Origin of the sequence: Methylobacterium ajmalii (assembly GCF_016613415.1) — a bacterium.
GTDB classification, from domain to species: Bacteria; Pseudomonadota; Alphaproteobacteria; order Rhizobiales; family Beijerinckiaceae; genus Methylobacterium; species Methylobacterium ajmalii.
In genome coordinates, this window is record NZ_JACWCT010000100.1 from 22,437 (window position 1) to 46,361 (window position 23,925).

Consider the following 23,925-nt stretch of genomic DNA (forward strand, 5'->3'; position numbering starts at 1 on the left):
GGAAATCTACGGAGTAACCGACATGGCGGATTCCAAGGGCAAGGCCGGCGAGCCGCGCCAGCACCGTACCCGCAACGACACCGACTCGAACGCCAAGCGCGTCTCGATCGAGACCCTGAACGCGCGCCTCGCCGACGGCATCGACTTGGCGCTCAACATCAAGCAGGCGCACTGGAACCTGAAGGGCCCGCAATTCATCGGCATCCACGAGATGCTCGACGGGTTCCGCACCGAGATCGACGACCTCAACGACAAGGTCGCGGAGCGGGCCGTGCAGCTCGGTGCCACCGCGCTCGGCACCGCCTCGGTGGTCGCCGCCTCCTCGAAGCTCGCTCCCTATCCGACCGACGTCTACGCCATCGCCGACCACCTCTCGGCCCTGATCGATCGCTACGCGGCCTACGCGAACGCCGTGCGCGAGAACATCGACCAGACCGACGAGGCGGGCGATGCCGGCACCGCCGACCTGTTCACCGAGGTCTCCCGCGCGGTCGACAAGCAGCTGTGGTTCCTCGAGGCCCACGTCCAGGAGCCGACCGGCGCGATGCGTGACGGGGACGGCAAGGGCGCGCGCTGAGCGGGCTTTCGGTCGCCGGGGCTCGCGATTGAGACGGCCCCCGGCTCTGAGTTCGACATTTGTCCACCCACGCTGAACTATTCGAGCGTGGCCTGCCTCCCCCGCCTCGGGGGAGGCATTTTTATGCGTGGAGACGGACATCGACGGTGGAGGGGCGTTCGATTGCGCCAGATCATGAAGCGATGAGGCCATTCGCGTGACCGAGGCGACGCCCGATGCAACGGAGATCGCTGCGCACCGCAAGCACACGGCGAAGCGCCTGAACGAACATATCAAGCTGTCGACAGCCTACGTGAACGCCATTGCAATGGCCGTCGCTGGCACAGCCGGCATCGCAGCGTTGGCTAGCAAATTTGCGCTGGTTTGAATTCTCAAAAATAAATATAAACAGGAGATATCCTGCCTTCTGCCTCATCCTGAGGTGTTAGTCGATCCAAGATCGACTGACCTCAAAGGAGGGCTCCAGAATTCGCCGAGATCCCTGGAACCCTCCTTCGAGGCCGCTACGCGGCACATCAGGATGAGGCAGAAGGGTGGGATGACCCAGCCTCTCTCAAGTCTTGAGCTAAAAAATTTACTTGGTACGCCGTTCACCGTTTCGAGAAGAAATACGGCCGGGCGGGGCGCACCGGAACCCCGCCCGCCGAGTAGCTAAGCGTTACATCGGCTCCGCGCCGCGCCCCATGGCGGCGACGCCGGTGCGCGAGACCTCGACCAGCCCCACCGACGCCATCAGCTTGACGAAGCGGTCGATCTCCTCCGTCGAGCCGGTCAGCTCGAACACGAACGAGTTCAGCGTCGCGTCGAGGGTGCGGGCACCGAAAGCGGCGGCGAGCCGCATCGCCTCGACCCGGTGGTCGCCCTTGCCGGCGACCTTCACCAGCGCCAGCTCCCGCTCGAGCGAGTCGCCCTGGAGCGTCAGGTCGACCACCCGGTGCACCGGCACCAGCCGGTCGAGCTGCGCCTTGATCTGATCGATCACCGCGTTGGTGCCGGCCGTCACGATGGTGATGCGCGAGATGTGCCGGGCGTGCTCGGTCTCCGAGACCGTCAGGCTCTCGATGTTGTAGCCGCGGCCCGAGAACAGGCCGGCGATGCGGGCGAGCACGCCGGGCTCGTTGTCGACGATGACCGCCAGGGTGTGGCGGTTCACCGGCTCGACGCGGACCGGATCAGGGTAGTGGGTGTTCATGGCGTTCATCGTCCTCAAACCCTCGCCCGATCAGACCAGCATCTTGCCTTCGTCCGAGATGACGTCGCCCAGATCCGCCCCGGTCTCGCCGAGGTAGTCCGAGAGAAGCATCTCGTTGTGCGCCTTGCCCGACGGGATCATCGGGAAGCAGTTCTCGGTCTTGTCGACGATGCAGTCGAAGATCACCGGGCCGTCGTAGTCCAGCATCTCGGCGATCGCCGCATCGAGGCTGCCGGGATCGGAGCAGCGGATGCCCTTGGCGCCGTAGGCCTCGGCCAGCTTGACGAAGTCGGGCAGGCTCTCGGAGTAGCTCTCGGAGTAGCGCGAGCCGTGCAGCAATTGCTGCCACTGGCGCACCATGCCCATGTACTCGTTGTTCAGGATGAAGATCTTGACCGGCAGGCGGTACTGCACGGCGGTCGACATCTCCTGGATGTTCATCTGGATCGAGGCTTCGCCGGCGATGTCGATCACCAGCGCGCCGCGATGCGCCAGCTGGGCGCCGATCGCCGCCGGCAGGCCGTAGCCCATGGTGCCGAGGCCCCCGGAGGTCATCCAGCGGTTCGGCTCGTCGAACTTGTAGTACTGGGCCGCCCACATCTGGTGCTGGCCGACCTCCGTGGTGACGTAGGTCTCGCGGTCCTTGGTCGCCTCGTAGAGGCGCTGGACCGCGTATTGCGGCTTGATGGTGGTGCCCGACGGCCAGTAGCCGAGGCATTCCCGCGCCTTCCAGCCGCGGATCTTCGACAGCCACTCGGTCAGGCGGCCCTGATCGGGCTCCGGCGTGATCGCGCGCCACTCGCGCAGCATGTCGGAGAGCACCGAGCCGCAATCACCGACGATGCCGATATCGGCCTTGACGGTCTTGTTGATCGAGGAGGCGTCGATGTCGACGTGGATCTTCTTGGAGAACGGCGAGAAGGCGTCGAGCCGGCCGGTGATGCGGTCGTCGAAGCGCGCGCCGATGCAGATCATGACGTCGCATTCGTGCATCGCCAGGTTGGCCTCGTAGGTCCCGTGCATGCCGAGCATGCCGAGGAACTGCGGGTCCGAGCCCGGGAAGGCTCCCAAGCCCATCAGCGTCGAGGTGACAGGGAAGCCGGTGGCGCGGGCGAGCTCGCGCAGCAGCTCGGAGGCCTCGGGCCCCGCGTTGATGACGCCGCCGCCGGTATAGAAGACCGGCCGGCGCGCACCCGCCATCAGCGCCACGGCGGCGCGGATCTTCTCAGGGTCGCCCTGCGTCTGCGGGTTGTAGGTCTTGTGGCTGTTGTCGACCGGGCGGCGGTAGACGCCGCTCGCGAACTGGATGTCCTTCGGCAGGTCGACGACCACCGGGCCGGGCCGGCCGTGCGAGGCGACGTAGAACGCCTCGTGCAGGATCCGCGGCAGGTCCTCGATCGATTTGACCAGGTAGTTGTGCTTGGTGCAGCTGCGGGTGATGCCGACCGTGTCGCATTCCTGGAACGCATCGGAGCCGATCAGGTGGGTCGGCACCTGGCCGGTGATGCAGACGAGCGGGATCGAATCGAGCAGCGCGTCGGTGAGACCGGTGACGATGTTGGTAGCGCCCGGCCCCGAGGTGACGAGCACGCAGCCGACCTTGCCGGACGAGCGGGCATAGCCCTCGGCCGCGTGGACCGCGCCCTGCTCGTGGCGGACCAGGATGTGCTTCACGGATTCCTGGTGGAAGAGCGCGTCGTAGATCGGCAGCACCGCGCCGCCCGGATAGCCGAACAGGGTGTCGACCCCCTGATCCTGAAACGCCCGGATCACCATCTCGGCGCCCGTCATGACCTCGCCCGCACTCATCGTCGCGCTCCCGTTCCTTGGTCTCGTCCGCGCTCTCGGGTCCGTTTTACGCAACAAAAAAGGGCCCCGAAGGACCCTTGCACGCGCCACCCTTGGGATGCCGAGCTGTGTTAAGCCCGTCCCGTCGGTGGCGCTTCCGCTACAATAAGGACCGCACGCATGCTGTGAGAAAGCCTGCCCTTGAGAGAGTGGCGGGGACCCTACGCGCCTCGACTCGCAGGGTCAACCGGTTTCGGCAACGGCGGAAAGTACGGGTCTAGCGGGCCCGGAGCGTCGGATAGGCCCGCCGCACGGCCCGCGCAATCAGCACGACGAGCACCACCTTCACGGCGTCGCCCGGCAGGAACCAGGCCGAGCCGAGCGCCGCCTTGGCGAGGTCGACCCGCGCCACCGCGGCGATCCACGGGATGCCGACCGCGTAGGTGAGCACGACGCCGCCGAGCACGAGGATCAGGACTTCCTTCCAAACCGTCAGCGTGCCCAGGGCGCGCTCGTACAGGTAGCCGATCACGAAGGCGGCGACCGGCCACATCAGCACGAAGCCGCCGCCCGGCCCCATGACGATGCCGAGCCCGCCGCGCCCGCCCGCCATCAGCGGCAGCCCGGCGCAGACCAGGACGACGAACAGGGCGAGCGCCGCCCCGCCGCGCACCGCGCCGGCCAGGGCGCCGGCGAGCATCACCCCCATCGACTGCGCGGTGATCGGCACGCCGACGACCGGAAGCGTCACGGGCGGGAACAGGCCGAGCGCGGCCGTGAGGGCGGCGAAGAGCGCGACGAAGACGATGTCACGGGTCGACATGGGGGTCCTTGGAGAGCCTCGTTCGAGGGGAGGGGGGGCGGCCGTCGGTTCCGTCCGGGTCGTAGGAGCGCGCATCGATCGCCGCCGCGATGTCGTCGCTCATCTTCAGCATCCGCACCACGACCGGGACGGTCAGCGCCACGAGGCTGCGCTCCAGGCCGCGCGCGCGCTGCGCCTCGCGCACCTCCGCGGCGATGGCGGCCAGCACCGGAATGAACCGCAGGGTCAGCGCGATGGCGAGGCCGACCTTGGCGGGGTTGACCCCGACAAACCTCAGCCAGGCGAGGCCGCGTTGCAGCGCCTCGATGAGGTCGGCGCTGCGGGTCGTCAGGGTCACGAGGCCGGCGAGCAGCACGAGCGCGGCGAGGCGGGCCGCCACCAGAAGCCCGGCGAGCCAGCCGTCGAGGGCGACCTGGACGAGGACGAGGACGGCGAGGATCCAGGCGAGCGGGCGCAATTGGTCAAGGACGAGGCGGGCCGGGATGCCGGCCATCCCGTAGAGCAGACCCGCAAGCCCGAGCGCCGCGAGCGCGAGGTCGAGCCGCGGCCATGCGAACAGCACGCTGCCGGCACCGACGAGCAGGAGGATCTTGCGCCCCGGCGGGCAGCGATGGACCGGGCTATCCCCCGGGACGTACGGGGTCACGACATCATCGCGACGTAGGCCGGCAGGGCGACCGCGGGGCGGTCGTCGATCGCGACCCGGCCGTCCTCGAACACCAGCACCCGGTCGAAATGCTCCAGGAAGGCGAGGTCGTGCGAGACTACGATCGCGCGCTGCGGCAGGGCGTCGATGGCCTGCGCGATCCGGCGCTTGTTGCGCAGGTCGAGCAGCGTCGTCGGCTCGTCGAACACGATCGCCTCGGGCGCCATCGCCAGCACGCCGGCAATCGCCAGGAGCTGCTTCTGCCCGCCGCTGAGGAGGTGGGCCGGGTGGTCGCGCAAGGGCCGCAGGTCGTAGCGGTCGAGGGCCTCGTCGACGCGCCGGCCGATCTCGTCCTTCGGCAGCCCGAGGTTCTTCAGCCCGAAGGCGAGGTCTTCCGCGACCACCGGCAGCACGATCTGGTTGTCGGGGTTCTGGAACACGAAGCCGACCTTGCGGCGCACCGCCTTGCCGTCGCGGCGCGTGTCGAGCCCGTCGACCCGCACGGTGCCGCTGTTCGGCACCAGGAGGCCGTTGAGCAGGCGCGCGAAGGTGCTCTTGCCGCTGCCGTTGGCCCCCACCACCGCGATGCGCCGCTCCGACAGGTCGAGGGTGAGGTCGCGCAGGACGGTGCGCTCCCCGAAGGCATGGCCGACCTGCCTGATCTCGATCACGACGCCACCGCTCCCGCCCCGGTCCGGGCGGGCGCCTCTTAAGCATCATTCGCCTCGAGGGTCACCGGCTCGGCGACGAAAATGATGCGGGCGCGGGCCGCGAAGCGCCGGTGCCCCGTGGCCCTGCGGCGCGCCATTCCCGGCGCCGGCCGGCAGGGGCGCCCGCGCGGTTTGGAAACCGCGCCGGGCTCCCCTATGTGACGCGGCGGCGGTGTGGTCCGCCCGAGGGGGACGGGATGACGACCGGAACGGCCTACCTTCTGGTCGATGTCGCCGGGACGGAATGCGCCCTGCCGCGCCGGGCGGTGCGGGAGATCCTGCCCCTGCCGCGCCTGTGGCGCCCGCCGGGCGCCCCCCCGACGCTCGCCGGCTTCCTCAACCTCGCGGGCGCCGCGGTGCCGGTCCTCGACCTCGCGGCGCTGTTCGGCCTCGGCCGGCCGGTCACGGCCCGCCAGGCGCTCTACCGCCACCTGGTGCTGCTCCACGGCGATTCGCCCCTGGCCCTGATGGTCGACCGCGTCGCCGACTTCGTCCGGGTCGAGCCCGAGCGGGTCCGGCCGGTAGCCGACGGGGCGACGCTGAACGGCTGCGTCGCCGCCGAGATGCGGATCGGCGACCGGCTGGTCCACGGCCTCTCGGTCGACCGCATCCTGCTCGCCGAGGAGCGCGACCGCCTGGCGGCGCAGACCCGGGAGGCGCAGGCGCGCCTCGCCGAGTGGGCGGCCTGAGCCGGATCATGCCGACCGCACGGCCGATCCCGGGGCCGGCCCCGACCGCCGACCCGGCCTTCGCGGCGCTGAAATCGCGCCTCGTCGCCCGCACCGGCCACCATTACTACGCAGACAAGGACGATCTCCTGTGGGAACGGGTCGGCCGGCGCATGCGCGTCCGGGGCGTGCCCGATCCCGCCGGCTACCTCGCGCTGCTGGAGGAATCCGAGGCCGAATGGGCGGCCCTCGAATCCGAGATCACCATCGGGGAGACGTTCTTCTTCCGCTACGCCGAGCAGTTCGCGGCCCTGCGCGGCACGATCCTGCCCGAGCGCATCGCGGCGCGCAGCAACGAGCGGCGCCTGCGGATCTGGAGCGCGGGCTGCTCGACCGGGCCGGAGACCCACTCGGTCGCGATCGTGCTGCGCGAGCTCCTCGGCGAGCGCCTGCCCGACTGGCGCATCGGGCTCACCGGCACCGACATCAACCGCGACGTGCTGGCGGTGGCGCGCCGCGCCGTCTACGGCGCCTGGGCCCTGCGCACCCTCGGGCCCGAGGAGCGCGAGCGCTACTTCCGGCCCGGGCCGCGGGAGGGCACCTTCGCGCTGCGGCCGGAATACCGGGGCCTTGCCCGGTTCGAGCCGCAGAACCTGATGAGCCTGCTCGACGGTACCGCCTCCCTGGCGCTCACCGACTACGACCTCATCCTGTGCCGCAACGTCCTGATCTACTTCCATCCGGACGTGGTGCAGGCCCTGGTGCGGGCCCTGGCGCAGCGCCTGCGGCCCGGCGGCTGGCTGCTCCTCGGCCATGCCGAGCCGAACCCGGCCTTCGCGGAGTTCCTGGAGGCGGTCGCGCTCCCGGGCACCGCCGCCTACCGGCGTCCGGGGGAGGGCGCGGTGCCGGACCTGCCGCCGCCGGCCCGTCTGGACCCGGTCCCGGATACGGTCCCGGGCCCGGAGGCGGCCTGGGCGCCGCTGCTGCCGCCGGAGTCGGCCGCCCGGGAGGTCGGGGCTGCGCCGATCCGGCTCCGCGCGCCCCTCGCCGTCCCGCCATCCGTGCCGCCCGCCGAGGGAGGGCCCCTCGCCGTCGTGCGGGCGCTCGCCGATGCCGGCGACCTCGAGGCGAGCTGGCGGGCCTGCCGGGCGGCTCTGGCCGAGGCCCCGACCGATCCGCGCCTGCGCTACTACGAAGGTCTGCTCGCCCGCGCCCGCGCCCGGCCGGACGAGGCGGAACGCGCCTTTCGCGGCGCGCTCTACCTCGATAAGGGCTTCGTCATGGCGCATTACCATCTCGGGCTGACCCTGGTCGCCGCCGGCCGCGCCGAGGCCGGCCGTCGCGCGCTGGCCAACGCCCTGCGGCTCGCCGCGACCCTGCCCGCCGACGCGGCCCTGCCGGAGGGCGACGGGCTCACCGCCGCCGAGCTGTCGGGCGCCGCCCGGCCGCTCCTCGGCGACGAGGCCGCCTGATGCCGCGGAACGCCGCCGCCGGCCCGGCCCTGCCCGGCGAGGCCGACCTCGACGCCGCCCGGATCGACGCGATCCTGGACGCCCGCACCCGCGCCCTCGCGGCCCGCGTCGCGGCGGCACCGGCGCGCCCGACCCGGGCGCTGCTGCTCTGCCGCGCCGGCACCGAGCGGGTCGGCCTGCCGCTGGAAGCGGTCGCCGAGGTGTTTCCGTTCCGGCCCTGCACCCCGGTGCCGGGGGCGCCCGCGGCGCTGATCGGCCTCACCGGGCGGGGCGGCCTCCTCGTCAGCGTTCTCGATCTCGCGACGGCGCTGGGCCAGCCGGCCGGCGGGCGCCCGGAGGCGGCCGGCGGCCACGTCGTCGTCCTGCGCCGCGACGGCCCGCGCATCGGCCTCAGGGTCGAGCGGGTGCTGGCGGTGACCGACGCGGTGGTCGAGGCCGAAGGGCTGGGCAGGCGGGCGGTGGCGGGCTATGTCGACGCCGCACCGACGGGCTCCCGTCGGGAATCGGACAAAACCGACGCGGGGTTCGCCGTGATCGACGTATCGGCCCTGCTGGCGCCGCTCCTCGCCGCCGGCCCGTCCCGGCCGGCCTGACCCCGCCCGCCATTCCAACCACAGGGAAGCCCGCGTGTCGCTCTCGATCGGGAACCGCATCCTCCTCGGCTTCTCCGCCGTCGTCCTGGTGATCGTGGCGCTCGGCGTCTACGCGGTCGGGCAGATCGGCGAGGTGCGCAACGCCACCGACATCATCGTCACCCGCGACCTGACGGTGATGCACCAGCTCGAGAACATCCGCGAGGCGCAGCGCCGGATGAGCGACCTGCGCGACGAGGCGACCACCCGCTACTACCTCCGCGCGCTCGGCCGCGAGCCGACGGCCAAGGAGGAGCCGACGGTGACCTGGCGGCGCAACGCGGCGAATGCCGAGACCGCGCTCGCCGGCGCGATCACCACCGCCAACGACTACCGGGCGCAGTCGCTCTCGGCCGACCGCGCCGCCGCCTGGCAGCGCATCGCCGAATTGCTGGTCGCGGCCGGCGCCGAATTGCGCACCACCCGCACCGCCACCGAGCGCCAGTTCGAGGCGCTCAACGCCAACGACGTGCCGGGCATCCAGGCGGCCGAGACCGCCCTCGACCAGTCGGGCGACAACTTCGTGCGCACCATGGGCAATGCCCGCGACGCCCTCGACGGGGCGATCACCGCCGGGCAGCGCCGGGTCGGGGCGATCTACGAGGAGAGCCGGCTCTCGACCCTGGTGGCGCTCGCCGTCTGCGTCGTCATGGCCCTCGTCATCACGGTGCTGATCCGCCGCTCGGTGGTCCAGCCCCTCGACGCGGTGATGGCCTTCGTCGGCAAGGTCGGGAGCGGCGACCTCACCGGGCGCATCGCCGAGACCAGCCGCGACGAGCTCGGGCGCTTGGGGGGCGTCCTCAACCAGATGGTCGAGGGCCTGCGCCAGCTCGCCAGCCAGAACCGCGCCTCGACCTCGAACCTCAACGCGGCGGCGGCCGAGATCCGCGCCTCGGCCCAGGAGCAGGCGGCGAGCGTCGAGGAGCAGTTCGCCGCCGTGCAGGAGACCGCCGCCACCGTCGACGAGATCACCCATGCGGGCGCCCAGATCGGCAAGCGGGCCCAGGAGGTCATCGCCACCGCCCAGGCCACGGCTCAGACGTCGAGCGCAGGGCTTCGCGCCGTCGACGAGACGGCGCGCGCCATGGATGCGATCCGCGAGCAGAGCGAGGCGGTGGCCGAGAACATCGTGGCGCTGAGCGAGAAGACGCAGGCCATCGGCGAGATCATCGCCACCGTCAACGACGTCTCGGAGCGCACGCATCTGCTCGCGCTCAACGCCGCCATCGAGGCGGCGGCGGCCGGCGAGAGCGGGCGCAGCTTCGCGGTGGTGGCCTCCGAGATGAAGGCGCTCGCCGACCAGGCCAAGGAGGCGACCGGCCAGGTGCGGGCGATCCTCGGCGACATCCAGCGCGGCATCAACGCCTCGGTGATGCTGACGGAGGAGGCGGTCAAGCGCGTGGCGGTGGGCAAGGAGCGCACCGACACCACCCACGCGACGATCGAGGAGATCACCGCCCGGGTGCAGGAGAGCGTGCAGACCTTCCAGCAGATCGTCGCCTCGACCAACCAGCAGCAGCTCGGCATCGAGCAGGTGATGGGCGCGCTCCAGAACATCCGCCAGGCGAGCCAGCAGACCGCCGCCGGCACCCGCCAGGTCGAGGCCGCGGCCGCCAACCTGAGTGAACTCGCCAGCGCCCTCCTGGCGCTCGCCGAGCGTTACCGGCTCTGACGCGCCCACCCGAGGAACCCGGCCCGCGCCGATGGACGACATCCGCCAGCTCCTCCTCGCGGCCTTCGACGCCGAGCACCGCGAGCACATCGCGGCGATCCGGGTCGCCCTCGCCGCGGCCGAGACCGGCCGGCCCGCGGACTGGAACGACGTGTTTCGCCGCGCCCACAGCCTGAAGGGCGCCGCCCGGGCCGTGGACCTGCCGGCGGTGGAGGAGGTCGCCCACCGGCTCGAGGCCCTGTTCGACCGGGTGGTGCAGGGTCGCCACGGCCTCGACCGGGCCACCGCCGGCGTGGTCGACCTCGCCCTCGACCGCATCGAGGGCCTGGTGGCAGGCCTCGCCGAGACGCCCGAGCCGGCGGCGCCGGCGGACGCCATCGCGGCCCTCGACGCCTGCCTGTCCGGCGCGCCGATCCCCGGGGCGGCAGAGCCCGCGGCGGCGACGGAGCAGGCGCCCGAGCCGGCGGCGCCGGCAGCTCCCCAAACGACCGCCCAGACGACCATCCAGACATCCACCCCGCAGGACGGGGCCGTCGCCTACCTGCGCATCGCCAGCGACCAGGTCGAGGCCCTGTCGAAGGCGGTGCACGACCTGAACGCGGCGCTCCAGGGCCAGGAGACCGTCGCGGCCGCGGTGGCGGGGCTCGAATCCGGTGCCCGGACCCTGCGCCGCAGCGTCGACACGGTGCAGGGCCGCACCGGCGAGATGGTGGCGCTCGCCCGCCGCCTGCGCGAGGCCGGCGATCCGGCGGGCGCCGCCCTCGACGGCTTCGTCGATCGGGTGCGCCGCCTCGACGGCGACCTGCGCGGCGTGATCCGCGGCATCTCGGGCCTTGCCCGGGTGCAGAGCCGCAGCACCGGCGTGGTCGACGGCGCGCTCCGGCGCCTGCGCGACGATTCCGACCGCCTGCTCCTCGTCCCGGCCGAGACGGTGTTCGGCGGCTACGGCCGGATGGTGCGGGAGATCGCCCGCGAGGCCGGCCTCGCCGTCGAGGTGCGCCTCCACGGCCTCGACCTCCAGGTCGATCGCGGCCTGCTCCAGGCCCTCAAGGACCCGGTGCTGCACGCGCTGCGCAACACCATCAGCCACGGGGCGGAGCCCGAGCCGGCGCGCCGCGCCGCCGGCAAGCCGGAGGCGCTCGGCGTCACCCTGTCGGTCGCCTCGAAGGGCAGCCAGCTCGTCGTGACGATCCGGGACGACGGCCGGGGGCCCGACCTCGCCCGCATCCTCGAGACCGGCCGGCGCCAGGGGCTGGTCCCGCCGGGGGCCGAGCCCACCCCCGACGAGATCCTCGACCTCGTCTTCGCGCCGGGCTTCTCCACCGCCCCCGCCGTCGACCGGATCGCCGGGCGCGGCATGGGCCTGTCGGTGGTGGCGGAGGCCGCCCGGGCGCTGCGCGGCCGCGCGACCTTGCGGGCGGCCGCGCCCCACGGCGCCGAGGTCGTGATCGCGGTGCCGCTCTCCGCCGCGCGCCAGCCGGTGCTGCTGGTCGAGGCGGCGCTGAGCCCCGGGGCGCCGCCGCAGACCTTCGGCCTGCCGAGCGGCGCCGTCGCGCAGCTCCTGCGGCTTTCCGGCCGCGACCTCGCGTCCGTGGCGGGAGAGCCGGCGGCGAGGATCAACCAGGGGGGGCGGGACGTTGTCGTGCCGCTCGTTCCCCTCGCGTCTCTCCTCGGTTCCGGTGTCGTTCCCCTTCCTCTCCATGACGGCGTGGTCCGCGCCGTGCTGCTGCGCTGCGGCGCCTCGCTCTGCGCCGTCGCGGTCGACCGGCTGCTCGACGTGCGGGTGCTCCTCGTCGGGCCGGCCCCGCCGCTCGGCGGCGATCCCGCGCTGATGTCCGGCACCGTGATGCTCGCCGACGAGACCCCCGCCCTGGTGCTCGACCCCGAGGGCCTGTGCGTCCGCGCCCGGGCCGGCGGCCTGGTGGCGGCGCCGGTCGCGGCGCCGGAGCGCCGCAAGGCGCGGGTCCGCACCGTGCTCGTCGTCGACGATTCGATCACCACCCGCACCCTCGAGAAGAGCATCCTGGAGGCGCATGGCTACCGGGTCTTCGTCTGCGTCGACGGGCAGGACGCCCTCGACCGCCTGCGCCGGGACGGCGGCGACGTCGACCTCGTTGTCGCCGACGTCGAGATGCCGCGCCTCGACGGGTTCGGCCTGCTCCAGGCGGTCAAGGCCGATCCGGGCTTGACGCGGCTGCCGGTGATCCTGATGACCTCCCGCGGCGATCCCGCCGACATCCGCCGGGGCCTCGATCTCGGGGCCGACGCCTACATCACCAAGCAGAAGTTCGACCAGCGCGAGCTTCTCGACACGATCGGTCAGCTGCTGTGAGCACCCCCGTCCGCGTCATGCTGGTGGAGGATTCGCTGGTGGTGCGCCAGCTCCTCGCCCACATCGTCAGCCGCGATCCCCGCCTCGCCCTCGTCGCCGCGGTCGATTCCGGCGAGGAGGCCCTGCGCGAGATCCACCGGGTCCAGCCCGACGTGATCTCGATGGACATCCGCCTGCCGGGCATCGACGGGCTGGAGACCACCCGGCGGATCATGGCCGAGCGCCCGACCCCGATCGTCGTCGTCGCCGACGCGATCGAGGATTCCTCGCTCAAGATCTCGATGAACGCCCTGCGGGCCGGCGCGCTCAGCGTGGTCGAGAAGCCGGTCGGCACCGGCCACCGCGCCTACGAGGCGATCGCCGACCAGATCTGCACCCAGCTGCGCATCATGAGCCAGGTGCCGGTGATCCGGCGCCGGCCGATCGGCGCCGAGCGCCTGGCCCGCTCCGACGCGCCCCGGGAGGAGTTCCGCGGGACGATTCCCGCCACCCAGGCCCCGAGCGTGCTGGCGGTGGCGGCCTCGACCGGCGGGCCGCCGGCCTTCGCCAAGCTGCTCGGCGCCCTCCCGGCGGATTTTGCCTTGCCGGTGCTCCTCGTCCAGCACATGGGCGCGGCCTTCATGGAGGGTTTCGCCGACTGGCTGAACGGCGTCGTGCCGCTCACCGTCGTCATCGCCCGCGAGGGCGTGCGGCCTCAAGGGGGCCACGTCTACGTGGCGCCGGGCGACCGCCACCTCACCCTCGGGCCCGGCGGGCTCCTCGCCCTGGTCGACGAGCCGCCGGTCGGCGGCCAGCGTCCCTCGGCGACCGTGCTGTTCCGCTCGGTCGCGCGGGCCGCCGGGCCGCGGGGCCTCGGCGTGCTCCTCACCGGCATGGGCGAGGACGGTGCCGCCGGCCTCCTCGACATGCACGTCGCGGGGGCCGCCACCATCGCCGAGCACGAGAGCTCGGCGGTCGTCTACGGCATGCCGGCGGCGGCGGTGCGCCTGCGGGCGGCGGGCCACGTGCTGCCCCTCGACCTGATCGCCCCGCGGATCCTGCGGGCGCTGCAGCCGGGTCTCGCGCCGTGACGGCCGCGCAGCCCGGGCCGCAGCCCGACGCGCGAGGGGTCTCTCGGCCGGAGGTTTCCCCACAAGGGGCTCCCGGGCCGGAGCGCCCCCCGGCGCCTGCGACCCGCATCCTCCTGGTCGAGGATTCCGAGACCCAGGCCCTGCAGCTGCGCCTCTTCCTGGAGCGCAACGGCTTCGCTGTGACGCGCCACGCCACCGCCGAGGCCGCCCTCGAGGCGATGAACCACGGCCTGCCCGACCTCGTCGTCGCCGATTACCACCTCCCCGGAATGAACGGCGACGAGCTGACCCGGCAGATGCGCCTCGCCATGCGCACCCGGGCGACGCCCGTGCTGATGCTGACCGAGGCGAGCGGCCGCGACATCGAGCGCCAGGGGCTCGAGAGCGGCGCCGACGCCTACGTACCGAAATCCGCCGACCGCGACCTCCTGCTGCTGCGCATCCGCGCGCTGCTGCGCGAGCGCGCCGCGGTGCCGGCGGGCGAGCCGGCCCGGGCGGCGAATTTCCGCCGCGCCCGCATCCTGGTCGTCGATGGCAGCGCTACCTTTCGGGCGTACCTCTCCGCCCTCCTGGCGCAGGAGGGGCACGAGGTGGTGGCCGCCGACGGGCCCGACCAGGCGATGGCGGCGTTGCAGGCCCCCGGCGAGGGCTTCGACTGCGTCACGGTCGACCTCCTGGGCACCAGCTTCGACGCCATCGCGCTCTGCCGCCGGATCGACGCCCTGCGGGGCGCCGCGACGGGGGCGGGGGCGCCGGGCTTCTCCCTCGTCGGCATCGGCTCGGCGGCGGCCTCCAGCAAGGACCTCCTGGTCGAGGCGTTCTCGGTTGGGGCCGACGACGTGGTCGCCAAGGATGTCGGCGGAAGGGATCTGGCGGGCCGGGACGGAACCGGCCCGAAGGGCGCGGATGCCGACCTCCTGGCGATCCGGGTGCGCACCCTGGTGCGCCGCAAGCTCCTGGAGGAGGACGACCGGCGGGTCGCCGAGGAGGTGCGCCGCCACGCGCTCGCCGCCGAGCGCGCCAAGGCCGAGGCGGCCGCCGCCGAGGCCAAGGCGGCGCTCGCCGGCGCGCTGGCGCAGGCCAACCACGACCTCGAACAGGCCAACCACCGCCTGAAGGACACCCAGGCCAAGCTCGTCCAGGCGGCGAAGATGGCCTCGCTCGGCGAGTTGGTCGCCGGCATCGCCCACGAGATCAACAACCCGCTCGCCTTCATCCTCGCCCACCAGGGTACGGTCGAGCGGCTGATCGGCGAGGTGGCGGCGACGATGCCGGAGGGCGATCCCTCCCGCCGCCCCCTCGACAAGGCCCGCGACCGGGTCGGCGCGATGCGGCTCGGGCTCGCCCGGATCCAGGACCTCGTCGTCAACCTGCGCAAGTTCTCGCGCCTCGACGAGGGCGAGATGCAGACCGTCAACGTGCCGGACGCGATCGAGAACGTGCTGGCGCTGATCCAGCACAAGCTCGGCACACGCATCGCCGTGCAAAAGCACCTCGCCGGCGCGCCCGAGATCCGGTGCTCGCCGGCCCTGCTCAACCAGGTGGTCATGAACATCCTCGGCAACGCCGCCGACGCGATCCCCGGCGACGGCGCGATCACGATCGAGACCGCGATCCGCGACGAGCACGACGTGATCCGGATCTGCGACACCGGCCCGGGCGTGCCGGAGGCGCTGCGCGAACGGATCTTCGAGCCGTTCTTCACGACGAAGCCCGTCGGTTCCGGCACCGGCCTCGGCCTCGCCATTGCATACAGCGTCGTGCAGGCGCATAGCGGACAGATCTCCGTGGAATCGGCGCCGGATGGAGGGGCCTGCTTCGTGATCAGCATTCCGAGGCGGGCCGCATGAGCGTGGGCATGACGACCAACGCGACGAAGCCGACCTTGCGCGGGACGATCCTGGCGGTCGACGACGAACCCGACATCTTGGTGGCCCTCGAGGATCTGCTCGAGGACGAGTACCGGGTGCTCACCACCAGCCGGCCGGCCGAGGCCCTGGAGATGATCGCGGCCGAGCCCGACATCGACGTCATCCTGTCCGACCAGCGCATGCCGGGCCTGACCGGCGACGCCCTGCTGGCGCAGGCGCGCGAGATCTCGGACGCGCAGGCGATCCTGCTCACGGGCTACGCCGACATCTCGGCGGTGGTCTCGGCACTCAACCGCGGCGGCATCACCGGCTACGTCACCAAGCCCTGGGATCCCTCGCTGCTGCGCAACGCCGTGCGGGCCGCCCACGAGCGCCACCGCCTGGCCCGCGAGCTCGCCACCGAGCGGGCGCTGCTGCGCGGCCTCCTCGACCATTCGGGCGACGCCATCGCGTTCAAGGACGCGCAAGGCCGCTTCCTGCGGCTCAACTCCCGCATGGCGACCCGCCTCGGCGCGCCCTCGTCCGAGGCGTGCCTCGGCCGCCGCGAGGCGGAGGTCGCCGGCCCCGGGAGCGAGGCCGCCGAGGCCGCGGTCGCTGCCGATTTGGCGGCGATCGCCTCCGGCGCGCCGACCGAGACGATGGTGGCGAGCGGTCCCGAGGCGGCCCAGACCTGGAGCCAGGTCACCCGGGTGCCGATCCGCGACGCGGCCGGCGCGGTGGTCAACCTCGCGGTGATCGAGCGCGACGTCACCGAGCAGCGCCTGCTCGAGATGCGCCTGCGCCAGGCCGACAAGATGCAGGCGCTCGGAACCCTGGCGGGCGGCGTCGCGCACGACTTCAACAACCTGCTGACCGCGATCCTCGGCAGCCTCGAGCTCGCCCTGCCGAAGGTGGCGGGGGATGCCCGGCTGTCGCGGCTGATGACCAACGCCACCCAGGCGGCGCAGCGCGGCGCGGCGCTGACCAAGCGCCTGCTCACCTTCAGCCACCGCCGCGACCTCCAGGCCCGCGTGGTCGACGTCAACGCGGTGATTCGCGGCATGGACGACCTGCTCGGGCGCAGCCTGGGGGGCTTCGTGCAGGTCGAGCGCGCCCTCGACGACGACGTGTGGCCGGCCCGCGTCGATCCCGACCAGCTCGAACTCGCGATCCTCAACCTCTGCATCAACGGCCGCGACGCGATGCCGGAGGGTGGCGTCGTCGCGCTCTCGACCCGCAACGAAGTGGTGCGGGCGAGCGCCGATCCGAACCTGAAACCCGGCGACTACGCGGTGATCGCGATCCGCGACACCGGCACCGGCATTCCGCCCGAGATCCTCGGCCGGGTGTTCGAGCCGTTCTTCACCACCAAGGGCGTCGGTCAGGGCACGGGCCTCGGCCTTGCCATGGTGTTCGGCCTCGTGCAGCAATCCGGCGGCACGATCCGCATCGACAGCGAGGTCGGCCACGGCACCACGGTGCTGCTCTACCTGCCGCGCTCCCACGAGGCGGTCGAGCCGGTGCAGGCCGCGGGCGCCGCGCCGGCGCCGGCGCCGCGCCGGGCCCGCGTCCTGGTGGTCGACGACGACCCCCAGGTCCGCCACGTCACCGCGTCGTTCCTCAACGGCTTCGGCTACGACGAGGCCGAGGTGCCGAGCGGCGAGGCGGCCCTGGAGCGCCTCGCGGCCGAGCCGTTCGACCTCGTGGTCGCCGACCTGGCGATGCCGGGCATGAGCGGCCTCGACCTCGCCGAGGCGGTGCGGACGCACTGGCCGGCCCTGCCGTTCCTGCTCGTCACCGGCCACGCCGAGGCGGCCCGCATCCCGGCGGATTTCTCGGTGCTGGAAAAACCGTTCCCCTCCGCCGACCTGGCAGCCCGGGTCGCGGCCCTGCTCACCCAGGACGTGTGAGAGGCGCGCCGCCGGCCAATCCAGGATGGTCGATCCCGTGCGGCCGAGTGTATCGCGGGCGGCACAGCCGGCCCGGAACTGTCCGGGCGCGACTTTCATTCACGCTTGCGTCAGCGAAAGCGGCTAGATGTTGCCCGCGCGTTGCGGATCGGTCATCTCCGTCGCGCCAAAGCACTGCGCCCGCCGACGAAGAGTGTGACGCCCATGGCCCGGACGCTGAGACTGAGCACCCAAGTCGTGGTCCTGGCCGTGGCGGCCGCCGGCGCGGTCTTCGCCTACCCGTACCTGCGCCCGGCGCACCGCCAGGAGCCGATCGTGGCCTTCGCGGACGTGCCGGCGAGGCCGCAGGCCGGCAGGGCGTTCACCCTCACGGCCTCGCAGCTCGCCACGGTGTCTAGCGAGCCGGTGGTCAAGCGCCAGTTCTTCGAGGAGATCGCCACCGAGGGTAAGATCGGGGTCGACGAGTACCAGGCGACGCCGGTCTTCTCGCCCTATCCCGGCCGCGTCATCGCGATCTTCGCCCGCACCGGCGAGCAGGTGAAGCGCGGCCAGCCGCTGTTCTCGGTCCAGGCCAACGAGATGGTCCAGGCGCAGAACGACTACCTCGCCGCCCTCAACGTGCTGAACAAGAGCCGCTCGCAGCTCACCTTCGCGCAGGCCGCCGAGAAGAGGCAGCGCGACCTCTACGAGACCCGCACCACGACCCTGCGCGAGCTGCAGGTCGCCCAGAACGACCTCACGTCGGCCACCAACGACAACCGCACCGCCGAGGTCGGGCTCGAGGCGGTGCGCAACCGCCTTCGCATCCTCGGGCTTCGCGACGAGGAGATGGCGGCCCTCTCGAAGGGCTCGGCGATCAACCCCGACACCCCGATCAACGCGCCGCTCAGCGGCACCATCATCCAGCGCAAGATCGGCCCGGGCCAGTATGTCGGGTCGAGCGGCGAGCCGTCCTACATCATCGGCGATCTGTCGAAGGTCTGGCTCATCGCGCAGCTGCGCGAGGCCGACGCCGCCAAGGTCGAGATCGGCGAGAAGATCACCTTCCAGGTGCCCGCCCACCCCGACAAGACCTTCGAGGGACGGATCAACTTCATCGGCACTTCCGTCGATCCGGCGACGCGGCGCATCACCGTGCGGGCCGAGATCGGCAACAAGGACGGCCTGCTCAAGCCGGAAATGTACGCCAGCGTGCGCATCATCAACGAGCGCGAGAACCTGTCCCACGCCGTGCCCCGCGCCGCGGTGATCCTCGAGGGCAACAAGGCCAGCGTCTGGGTGCTGCGGGCCGACAACTCGGTCGAGAACCGGCCGGTCCGGGCCGGCATCGTCGAGGGCTCCACCGTCGAGATCCTCGACGGGCTGCGGGAAGGCGAGCGGGTGATCTCCCGCGGCTCGCTCTTCATCGACCGGATGTCGACCCAGAGCTGACGCGCCCCCACCTCATCGATCCCGCATACCCGGATAAACGGCCATGACCGGCATCGTCGGCCTCGCCCTGCGCCAGCGCGCCCTCGTCGTCCTGGCCTTCGTGGCCCTGATGCTCGGCGGGCTCGCGGCGTTCCAGAGCCTCAACATCGAGGCCTATCCCGACCCGACGCCGCCGATGGTGAACGTCATCACCCAGGCGCCGGGCCTCTCGGGCGAGGAGATCGAGCGCTACATCACGGTGCCGATCGAGGTCATCACCTCGGGGCTGCCCGACCTCAAGCAGGTCCGCACCGTCTCGCTCTACGGCCTGTCCGACGTGAAGCTGCAATTCGGCTTCGCCAACAGCTACCGCGAGGCCGAGCAGCAGGTGCTCAATCGCCTCGCCCAGCTCGACACCCTGCCGAACGGCGCCAAGCCGACGATCTCGCCGGTGAGCCCGATCGGCGAGATCTTCCGCTACAAGCTCGTCGCGCCGGACGGCTACAGCGTCCTCGACCTGAAGACGCTGCAGGACTGGGTGCTGCGCAAGCGCTTCCGCGCCGTGCCGGGCGTCATCGACGTGATCGGCTGGGGCGGCAAGACCAAGACCTTCGAGATCGGCGTCGACCTCGACCGGCTGATGGCCCACGGGCTCACCCTGTCGGGCGTGGTCAAGACCCTCAACGACAGCAACCTCAACGTCGGCGGCAACCGCATCACGCTCGGGAGCCAGTCGGCGGTGGTGCGCGGCGTCGGCCTGATCCGCTCGGTCGACGACATCGGCGAGACGGTGCTGTCGCAATCGGGCGGCGCGCCGGTGCTGGTGAAGGACGTCGCCACCATCACCATCGGCCACCAGCCGCGGCTCGGCATCGCCGGCATGAACGAGGACGACGACATCGTCCAGGGCATCGTGCTGATGCGCCGGGGCGAGCGCTCGACCCCGTCGATCGAGGCGGTGAAGGCCGAGGTGGCGAAGATCGAGGCCGCCGGCATCCTGCCGCCGGGCGTCAGGATCGAGCGGATCTACGACCGCGCCGACCTCATCGCCGTCACCACCCACACCGTGCTGCACAACATGATGGTCGGCATCCTGCTGATCCTGGTGGTGCAGTGGCTGTTTCTCGGCAACCTGAGGAGCGCGCTCATCGTCGTCGCGACGATCCCCTTCGCGCTGTTCTTCGCCGTCATCATCCTGGTGGTGCGGGGCGAATCCGCCAACCTGCTCTCCGTCGGCGCGCTCGATTTCGGCCTGATCGTCGACGGCACGGTCATCATGGTCGAGGCGATCTTCCGCCGCCTCTCGGGCCACGGGCCGCCGCTGGCGCCGGGGCTCGCCGGGGCCAAGGGCATGCCGCGTAAGCTCGGGCTGATCGCGCTCGCCTCCTCCGACGTGAGCCGCTCGATCGTCTTTGCCGCCATCATCATCGTCACCGGCTTCCTGCCGCTGTTCACGCTGTCGGGCGTCGAGGGCAACATCTTCGGGCCGATGGCCCAGACCTACGCCTACGCGCTCCTGGGCGGCCTGATCGCCACCTTCACGGTGACGCCGGTGCTCTCGGCCTACCTGCTGCCCGACCACATCCACGAGGTCGAGACGATCCTGGTCCGCACCCTCGACCGGCTCTACCGGCCGGTGATCCGGGCGGCCTTGGCCCACCGCACCCTGACGCTGGGGCTGGCCGGTCTCATCTTCCTCGGCGTCGCCGTGGAAGGGCGCAACCTCGGCCTCGAATTCCTGCCCAAGCTGGAAGAGGGCAACCTCTGGATCCGCGCCACCATGCCGGCGACGATCTCGCTGGAGGAGGGCAACCTCTACGTCAACCGCATCCGCCGGGTGATCGCCGAGGTGCCGGAGGTCGAGCGCGTGGTCTCGCAGCACGGCCGGCCCGACGACGGCACCGACGCCGCCGGCTTCTTCAACGGCGAGTTCTTCGCGCCCCTGAAGCCCGCCGAGCAGTGGCGCGAGGGCATGTCGAAGGACGCGATGACCGGCGCCCTGCTGGAGCGGCTGCGCACCGAGTTCCCGGGCGTCGAGTTCAACCTGTCGCAGTATCTCCAGGACAACGTCGCCGAGGCGGTCTCGGGCATCAAGGGCGAGAACTCGTTCAAGGTGTTCGGGCCCGACCTGCAGAAGCTCACCGACGTGGCGCGCGAGGTCGAGGCGGTCTTGAAGCGCGTGCCCGGCGTCACCGATCTCGGCGTCTTCACCTCGCTCGGCCAGCCGACGGTGCAGATCAACGTCGACCGCATCCGGGCCGCCCGATACGGCCTGACGCCGGGCGACATCAACACCACGGTGCGCACCGCCATCGGCGGCGATTCGGCGGGCGAACTCTACGACACCGGCAGCGAGCGCCACTACCCGATCATCGTGCGGCTGGCCTCGCAGTACCGCCAGAGCGTGCGGGCCATCCGCGAGCTGCGCATCGCCGGCCAGACCCAGAGCGGGGCGAACGTCCAGATCCCGCTCAACGCCGTCGCCGACGTCGAGCTGGTGTCGGGGCCGGCCTACATCTACCGCGAGGGCCAGGAGCGCTACCTGCCGGTCAAGTTCAGCGTGCGCGACCGCGACCTCGGCAGCACGATCATCGAGGCGCGCGAGCGGGTGGCGCAGGAGGTCAAGCTGCCGCCGGACTACCGGCTCGAGCTCGTCGGCGAGTTCAACAACATGCAGGGGGCGCTCGCCCGCCTCTCGCTCACCGTGCCGCTGGCGATCCTGCTGATCGCGGTGCTGCTCTTCGTCAATTTCGGTTCGGTCGTCGACACGCTGCTCGCGCTCTCGGTGATCCCGATGGCGGTGGCCGGCGGCGTGGTGGCGCTCGCCGTCACCGAGACGCCATTCTCGGTCTCGGCGGCGATCGGCTTCATCGCGCTCCTGGGCATCGCCGTGATGGACGGCATCATCGTGCTCACCCACTACAACGGGCTCATCGCCCGCGGCGAGGCGCGGGCCGAGGCGATGCTGAAGACCTGCTATACCCAGATGCGCCCGGTGGTGATGACCTGCGTCGTCGCCGGCGTCGGCCTCCTGCCGGCGGCCTTCTCGCAGGGCGTCGGCTCGCAGGTCCAGAAGCCGCTCGCCCTGGTGGTCGTCGGCGGCATGAGTCTGGCGCCGGTCCTGATCCTGATCATCCTGCCGGTCCTGATCCTGCTGTTCTCCCGCCGTCGGCCGGCGCAGGCGCACCTCTCGGCCGAGTCGGGGGCCGCGATGCCTGCGGCGGCGATGCACTGACGGAGGGGGCCGGCGCGGTCCGCGCCGGCCACATCCCGAACGCGAGAAGGGCCGGTCCGACATCCGTCGAACCGGCCCTTTTCGTATCCGGACCAGGCCTCGCCCTCGACGCCCCGCGGCCCGGGAAGGGCCGCGGGGCGCGGTGCGACTTAGTTCTTGGCCTTGTCGACCAGGGCCTTCTCCTTGATCCACGGCATCATGCCGCGGAGGCGCTCGCCGACCTCCTCGATCGGGTGGGCGGCGTTGCGGGCGCGGGTCGCCTTGAACGAGGTCTGGTTGACCTTGTTCTCGAGCATCCAGTTGCGGGTGAAGGTGCCGTTCTGGATGTCGGTCAGCACCCGCTTCATCTCGGCCTTGGTCTCGGGCGTGATGATGCGCGGGCCGGTCACGTACTCGCCGTACTCGGCGGTGTTCGAGATCGAGTAGTTCATGTTGGCGATGCCGCCCTCGTAGATGAGGTCGACGATCAGCTTCACCTCGTGGAGGCACTCGAAATAGGCCATCTCGGGGGCGTAGCCGCCCTCGACCAGGGTCTCGAAGCCGGCCTTGATCAGCTCGACGAGGCCGCCGCAGAGCACGACCTGCTCGCCGAACAGGTCGGTCTCGCACTCTTCCTTGAAGGTGGTCTCGATGATGCCGGCGCGGCCGCCGCCATTGGCCGAGGCGTAGGACAGGCCGAGGTCGTGGGCGTTTCCGCTCGCGTCCTGGGCGATCGCGATCAGGGTCGGCACGCCGCCGCCGCGCAGGTACTCCGAGCGCACGGTGTGGCCCGGGCCCTTCGGGGCGACCATCAGCACGTCGAGGTCGGCGCGCGGCTCGATCAGGTTGAAGTGGACGTTGAGGCCGTGGGCGAACAGCAGGGCGGCGCCCTGCTTCATGTTGGCCTGCAGCGAGTCGCGGTAGATCTCGCCCTGCAGCTCGTCCGGGGTCAGCATCATGACGACGTCCGCCTGCTTGGCGGCGTCGGCCACTTCCATGACCTTGAAGCCCTCGGCCTCGGCCTTCTTGGCGCTGGCCGAGCCCTTGCGGAGCGCGATCACCACGTCCTTGACGCCGGAATCGCGCAGGTTCAGCGCGTGGGCGTGGCCCTGGCTGCCGTAGCCGACGATGACGACCTTCTTGCCCTTGATCAGATTGATGTCGGCATCACGATCGTAATAGACCCGCATGGCGGCTCCCCCTTGTGCAGATGGCGAGAATCTCGAACGCTCCGGGCGCTGGAGCGGCCGTGCGACGGGCGGCTTGTAGCGGCGTGATTCGCGTCAGGGAATAGGCGATGCGCGTCAAGCTGCACATGGCTGCCAAGTTCGGTGCGCGCGGACGGCCGGGCCGGCTGCGTCCACCGTGCGGGAAGGGCCGGTTCCGGCCGCGTTGGAGGCCGGCATGACGCAACGGGCGACGCCCGCCGAACTGGTGGAGTTCTGGCGCGGGGCCGGAATCGACCGCTGGTTCACCGCCGACCCGGCCTTCGACGACGCCTGCCGGGCCTACCGGTCGCTGCACGAGGCGGCGGCGCGCGGCGGGCTCGGGCCCTGGGAGGAGACGCCGGAGGGCGCGCTCGCCCTGGTGCTGCTCCTCGACCAGTTCCCCCGCAACCTCTTCCGCGGCACGTCCCGGGCCTGGGCGACCGACGCCGCGGCGCTGGCGGTGGCAGAGCGGGCCCTCTCCCGCGGCCACGACCGGGCGATCGAGCCGGCCTTGCGCATCTTCCTCTACATGCCGCTGACCCATGCCGAGGATCCCGGGTTGCAGGAGCGCAGCGTCGCGCTCTTTGCCGCCCTCGGCCTGCCCGTGCACCTCGCCGCGGCGATCGAGCACCGCGACCTCATCCGCCGCTTCGGCCGGTTTCCCCACCGCAACGCGGTGCTCGGCCGCCCGGAGACGGCGGCGGAGCGGGACTACCTCGCGGGGGAGGGCGCGTTCCGGGGGTAGGAGACC

19 protein-coding genes are annotated in these 23,925 nt (G+C 71.7%); 13 read left to right on the top strand and 6 right to left on the bottom strand.

Translation table 11 applies throughout. The features are described from left to right. Nucleotides 1-22 precede the first annotated feature (22 nt). Nucleotides 23-577 carry a DNA starvation/stationary phase protection protein Dps gene (gene dps, locus HPY23_RS19030; RefSeq protein WP_060849014.1) on the top strand — a complete coding sequence of 185 codons (555 nt, stop codon included), beginning with the start codon at nucleotides 23-25 and terminating at the stop codon, nucleotides 575-577. A gap of 196 nt (nucleotides 578-773) precedes the next feature. Further along, complete coding sequence (locus HPY23_RS19035; protein WP_175540005.1) at nucleotides 774-944, top strand: hypothetical protein; 171 nt, start codon at nucleotides 774-776, stop codon at nucleotides 942-944. 291 nt (nucleotides 945-1,235) lie between these two features. Here the strand turns inward: HPY23_RS19035 and ilvN are convergent, their stop codons facing one another. The 5 genes from ilvN to HPY23_RS19060 form a co-directional block, all read right to left on the bottom strand. Beyond that, on the bottom strand, nucleotides 1,236-1,778 hold the full coding sequence (gene ilvN, locus HPY23_RS19040) for an acetolactate synthase small subunit (protein ID WP_060849013.1): 543 nt from the start codon (nucleotides 1,776-1,778) through the stop codon (nucleotides 1,236-1,238). A gap of 21 nt (nucleotides 1,779-1,799) precedes the next feature. Next, nucleotides 1,800-3,578, bottom strand: coding sequence for an acetolactate synthase 3 large subunit (locus HPY23_RS19045; RefSeq protein ID WP_091752955.1), 1,779 nt, complete (start codon nucleotides 3,576-3,578; stop codon nucleotides 1,800-1,802). A gap of 256 nt (nucleotides 3,579-3,834) precedes the next feature. Further along, nucleotides 3,835-4,380 (bottom strand): biotin transporter BioY, encoded by a 546-nt coding sequence (locus HPY23_RS19050; RefSeq protein ID WP_060849011.1) that lies wholly within the window; start codon nucleotides 4,378-4,380, stop codon nucleotides 3,835-3,837. Continuing rightward, on the bottom strand, nucleotides 4,367-5,026 hold the full coding sequence (locus tag HPY23_RS19055) for an energy-coupling factor transporter transmembrane component T family protein (RefSeq protein WP_091888187.1): 660 nt from the start codon (nucleotides 5,024-5,026) through the stop codon (nucleotides 4,367-4,369). Before HPY23_RS19055 ends, HPY23_RS19050 begins: the two co-directional genes overlap by 14 nt. Next, nucleotides 5,023-5,697, bottom strand: coding sequence for an energy-coupling factor ABC transporter ATP-binding protein (locus tag HPY23_RS19060; RefSeq protein WP_091888185.1), 675 nt, complete (start codon nucleotides 5,695-5,697; stop codon nucleotides 5,023-5,025). Before HPY23_RS19060 ends, HPY23_RS19055 begins: the two co-directional genes overlap by 4 nt. A gap of 236 nt (nucleotides 5,698-5,933) precedes the next feature. Between HPY23_RS19060 and HPY23_RS19065 the strand changes: the two genes are divergently transcribed. The 10 genes from HPY23_RS19065 (at nucleotide 5,934) to HPY23_RS19110 (ending at nucleotide 21,987) form a co-directional block, all read left to right on the top strand. Beyond that, complete coding sequence (locus HPY23_RS19065; protein ID WP_060849008.1) at nucleotides 5,934-6,425, top strand: chemotaxis protein CheW; 492 nt, start codon at nucleotides 5,934-5,936, stop codon at nucleotides 6,423-6,425. 8 nt (nucleotides 6,426-6,433) lie between these two features. Continuing rightward, the gene (locus HPY23_RS19070; RefSeq protein WP_091888208.1) at nucleotides 6,434-7,876 is read left to right on the top strand and encodes a CheR family methyltransferase; all 1,443 of its coding nucleotides are present in this window, start codon (nucleotides 6,434-6,436) and stop codon (nucleotides 7,874-7,876) included. Then, entirely contained in the window at nucleotides 7,876-8,469 is a 594-nt protein-coding gene (locus tag HPY23_RS19075) for a chemotaxis protein CheW (protein WP_091888183.1), read from the top strand. Before HPY23_RS19070 ends, HPY23_RS19075 begins: the two co-directional genes overlap by 1 nt. Before the next feature lie 34 nt (nucleotides 8,470-8,503). Then, complete coding sequence (locus HPY23_RS19080) at nucleotides 8,504-10,180, top strand: methyl-accepting chemotaxis protein (protein WP_060849006.1); 1,677 nt, start codon at nucleotides 8,504-8,506, stop codon at nucleotides 10,178-10,180. Nucleotides 10,181-10,211: 31 nt separating this feature from the next. Beyond that, nucleotides 10,212-12,512, top strand: coding sequence for a hybrid sensor histidine kinase/response regulator (locus tag HPY23_RS19085; RefSeq protein ID WP_091888181.1), 2,301 nt, complete (start codon nucleotides 10,212-10,214; stop codon nucleotides 12,510-12,512). Between the two features lie 17 nt (nucleotides 12,513-12,529). Then, nucleotides 12,530-13,582, top strand: a complete 1,053-nt coding sequence (gene cheB, locus HPY23_RS19090) for a chemotaxis-specific protein-glutamate methyltransferase CheB (protein WP_175540009.1) — start codon at nucleotides 12,530-12,532, stop codon at nucleotides 13,580-13,582. 107 nt (nucleotides 13,583-13,689) lie between these two features. After that, a complete protein-coding gene (locus tag HPY23_RS19095) occupies nucleotides 13,690-15,432 on the top strand; it encodes a response regulator (protein ID WP_175540008.1) in 1,743 nt (580 codons plus the stop codon). Then, nucleotides 15,429-17,342, top strand: coding sequence for a response regulator (locus tag HPY23_RS19100; RefSeq protein ID WP_091888175.1), 1,914 nt, complete (start codon nucleotides 15,429-15,431; stop codon nucleotides 17,340-17,342). Before HPY23_RS19095 ends, HPY23_RS19100 begins: the two co-directional genes overlap by 4 nt. A gap of 204 nt (nucleotides 17,343-17,546) precedes the next feature. Then, nucleotides 17,547-18,773, top strand: coding sequence for an efflux RND transporter periplasmic adaptor subunit (locus HPY23_RS19105; protein WP_060849003.1), 1,227 nt, complete (start codon nucleotides 17,547-17,549; stop codon nucleotides 18,771-18,773). A gap of 43 nt (nucleotides 18,774-18,816) precedes the next feature. Beyond that, a complete protein-coding gene (locus HPY23_RS19110) occupies nucleotides 18,817-21,987 on the top strand; it encodes an efflux RND transporter permease subunit (RefSeq protein WP_091888173.1) in 3,171 nt (1,056 codons plus the stop codon). A gap of 149 nt (nucleotides 21,988-22,136) precedes the next feature. Here HPY23_RS19110 and ilvC read toward each other — a convergent pair whose 3' ends face one another. Next, complete coding sequence (gene ilvC, locus HPY23_RS19115) at nucleotides 22,137-23,156, bottom strand: ketol-acid reductoisomerase (protein ID WP_048451919.1); 1,020 nt, start codon at nucleotides 23,154-23,156, stop codon at nucleotides 22,137-22,139. Between the two features lie 214 nt (nucleotides 23,157-23,370). On the opposite strand from ilvC, the gene HPY23_RS19120 reads away from it, so the two are divergent. Further along, entirely contained in the window at nucleotides 23,371-23,919 is a 549-nt protein-coding gene (locus tag HPY23_RS19120; protein WP_091888171.1) for a DUF924 family protein, read from the top strand. Nucleotides 23,920-23,925 lie beyond the last annotated feature (6 nt).

Coding starts and splice junctions, on each gene's coding strand:
- dps (WP_060849014.1), top strand. CDS start 23: ATGGCGGATTCCAAGGGCAAGGCCGGCGAGCCGCGCCAGCACCGTACC.
- ilvN (WP_060849013.1), bottom strand. CDS start 1,778: ATGAACGCCATGAACACCCACTACCCTGATCCGGTCCGCGTCGAGCCG.
- HPY23_RS19045 (WP_091752955.1), bottom strand. CDS start 3,578: ATGAGTGCGGGCGAGGTCATGACGGGCGCCGAGATGGTGATCCGGGCG.
- HPY23_RS19050 (WP_060849011.1), bottom strand. CDS start 4,380: ATGTCGACCCGTGACATCGTCTTCGTCGCGCTCTTCGCCGCCCTCACG.
- HPY23_RS19065 (WP_060849008.1), top strand. CDS start 5,934: ATGACGACCGGAACGGCCTACCTTCTGGTCGATGTCGCCGGGACGGAA.
- HPY23_RS19070 (WP_091888208.1), top strand. CDS start 6,434: ATGCCGACCGCACGGCCGATCCCGGGGCCGGCCCCGACCGCCGACCCG.
- HPY23_RS19075 (WP_091888183.1), top strand. CDS start 7,876: ATGCCGCGGAACGCCGCCGCCGGCCCGGCCCTGCCCGGCGAGGCCGAC.
- HPY23_RS19085 (WP_091888181.1), top strand. CDS start 10,212: ATGGACGACATCCGCCAGCTCCTCCTCGCGGCCTTCGACGCCGAGCAC.
- cheB (WP_175540009.1), top strand. CDS start 12,530: ATGCTGGTGGAGGATTCGCTGGTGGTGCGCCAGCTCCTCGCCCACATC.
- HPY23_RS19100 (WP_091888175.1), top strand. CDS start 15,429: ATGAGCGTGGGCATGACGACCAACGCGACGAAGCCGACCTTGCGCGGG.
- HPY23_RS19105 (WP_060849003.1), top strand. CDS start 17,547: ATGGCCCGGACGCTGAGACTGAGCACCCAAGTCGTGGTCCTGGCCGTG.
- HPY23_RS19110 (WP_091888173.1), top strand. CDS start 18,817: ATGACCGGCATCGTCGGCCTCGCCCTGCGCCAGCGCGCCCTCGTCGTC.
- ilvC (WP_048451919.1), bottom strand. CDS start 23,156: ATGCGGGTCTATTACGATCGTGATGCCGACATCAATCTGATCAAGGGC.
- HPY23_RS19120 (WP_091888171.1), top strand. CDS start 23,371: ATGACGCAACGGGCGACGCCCGCCGAACTGGTGGAGTTCTGGCGCGGG.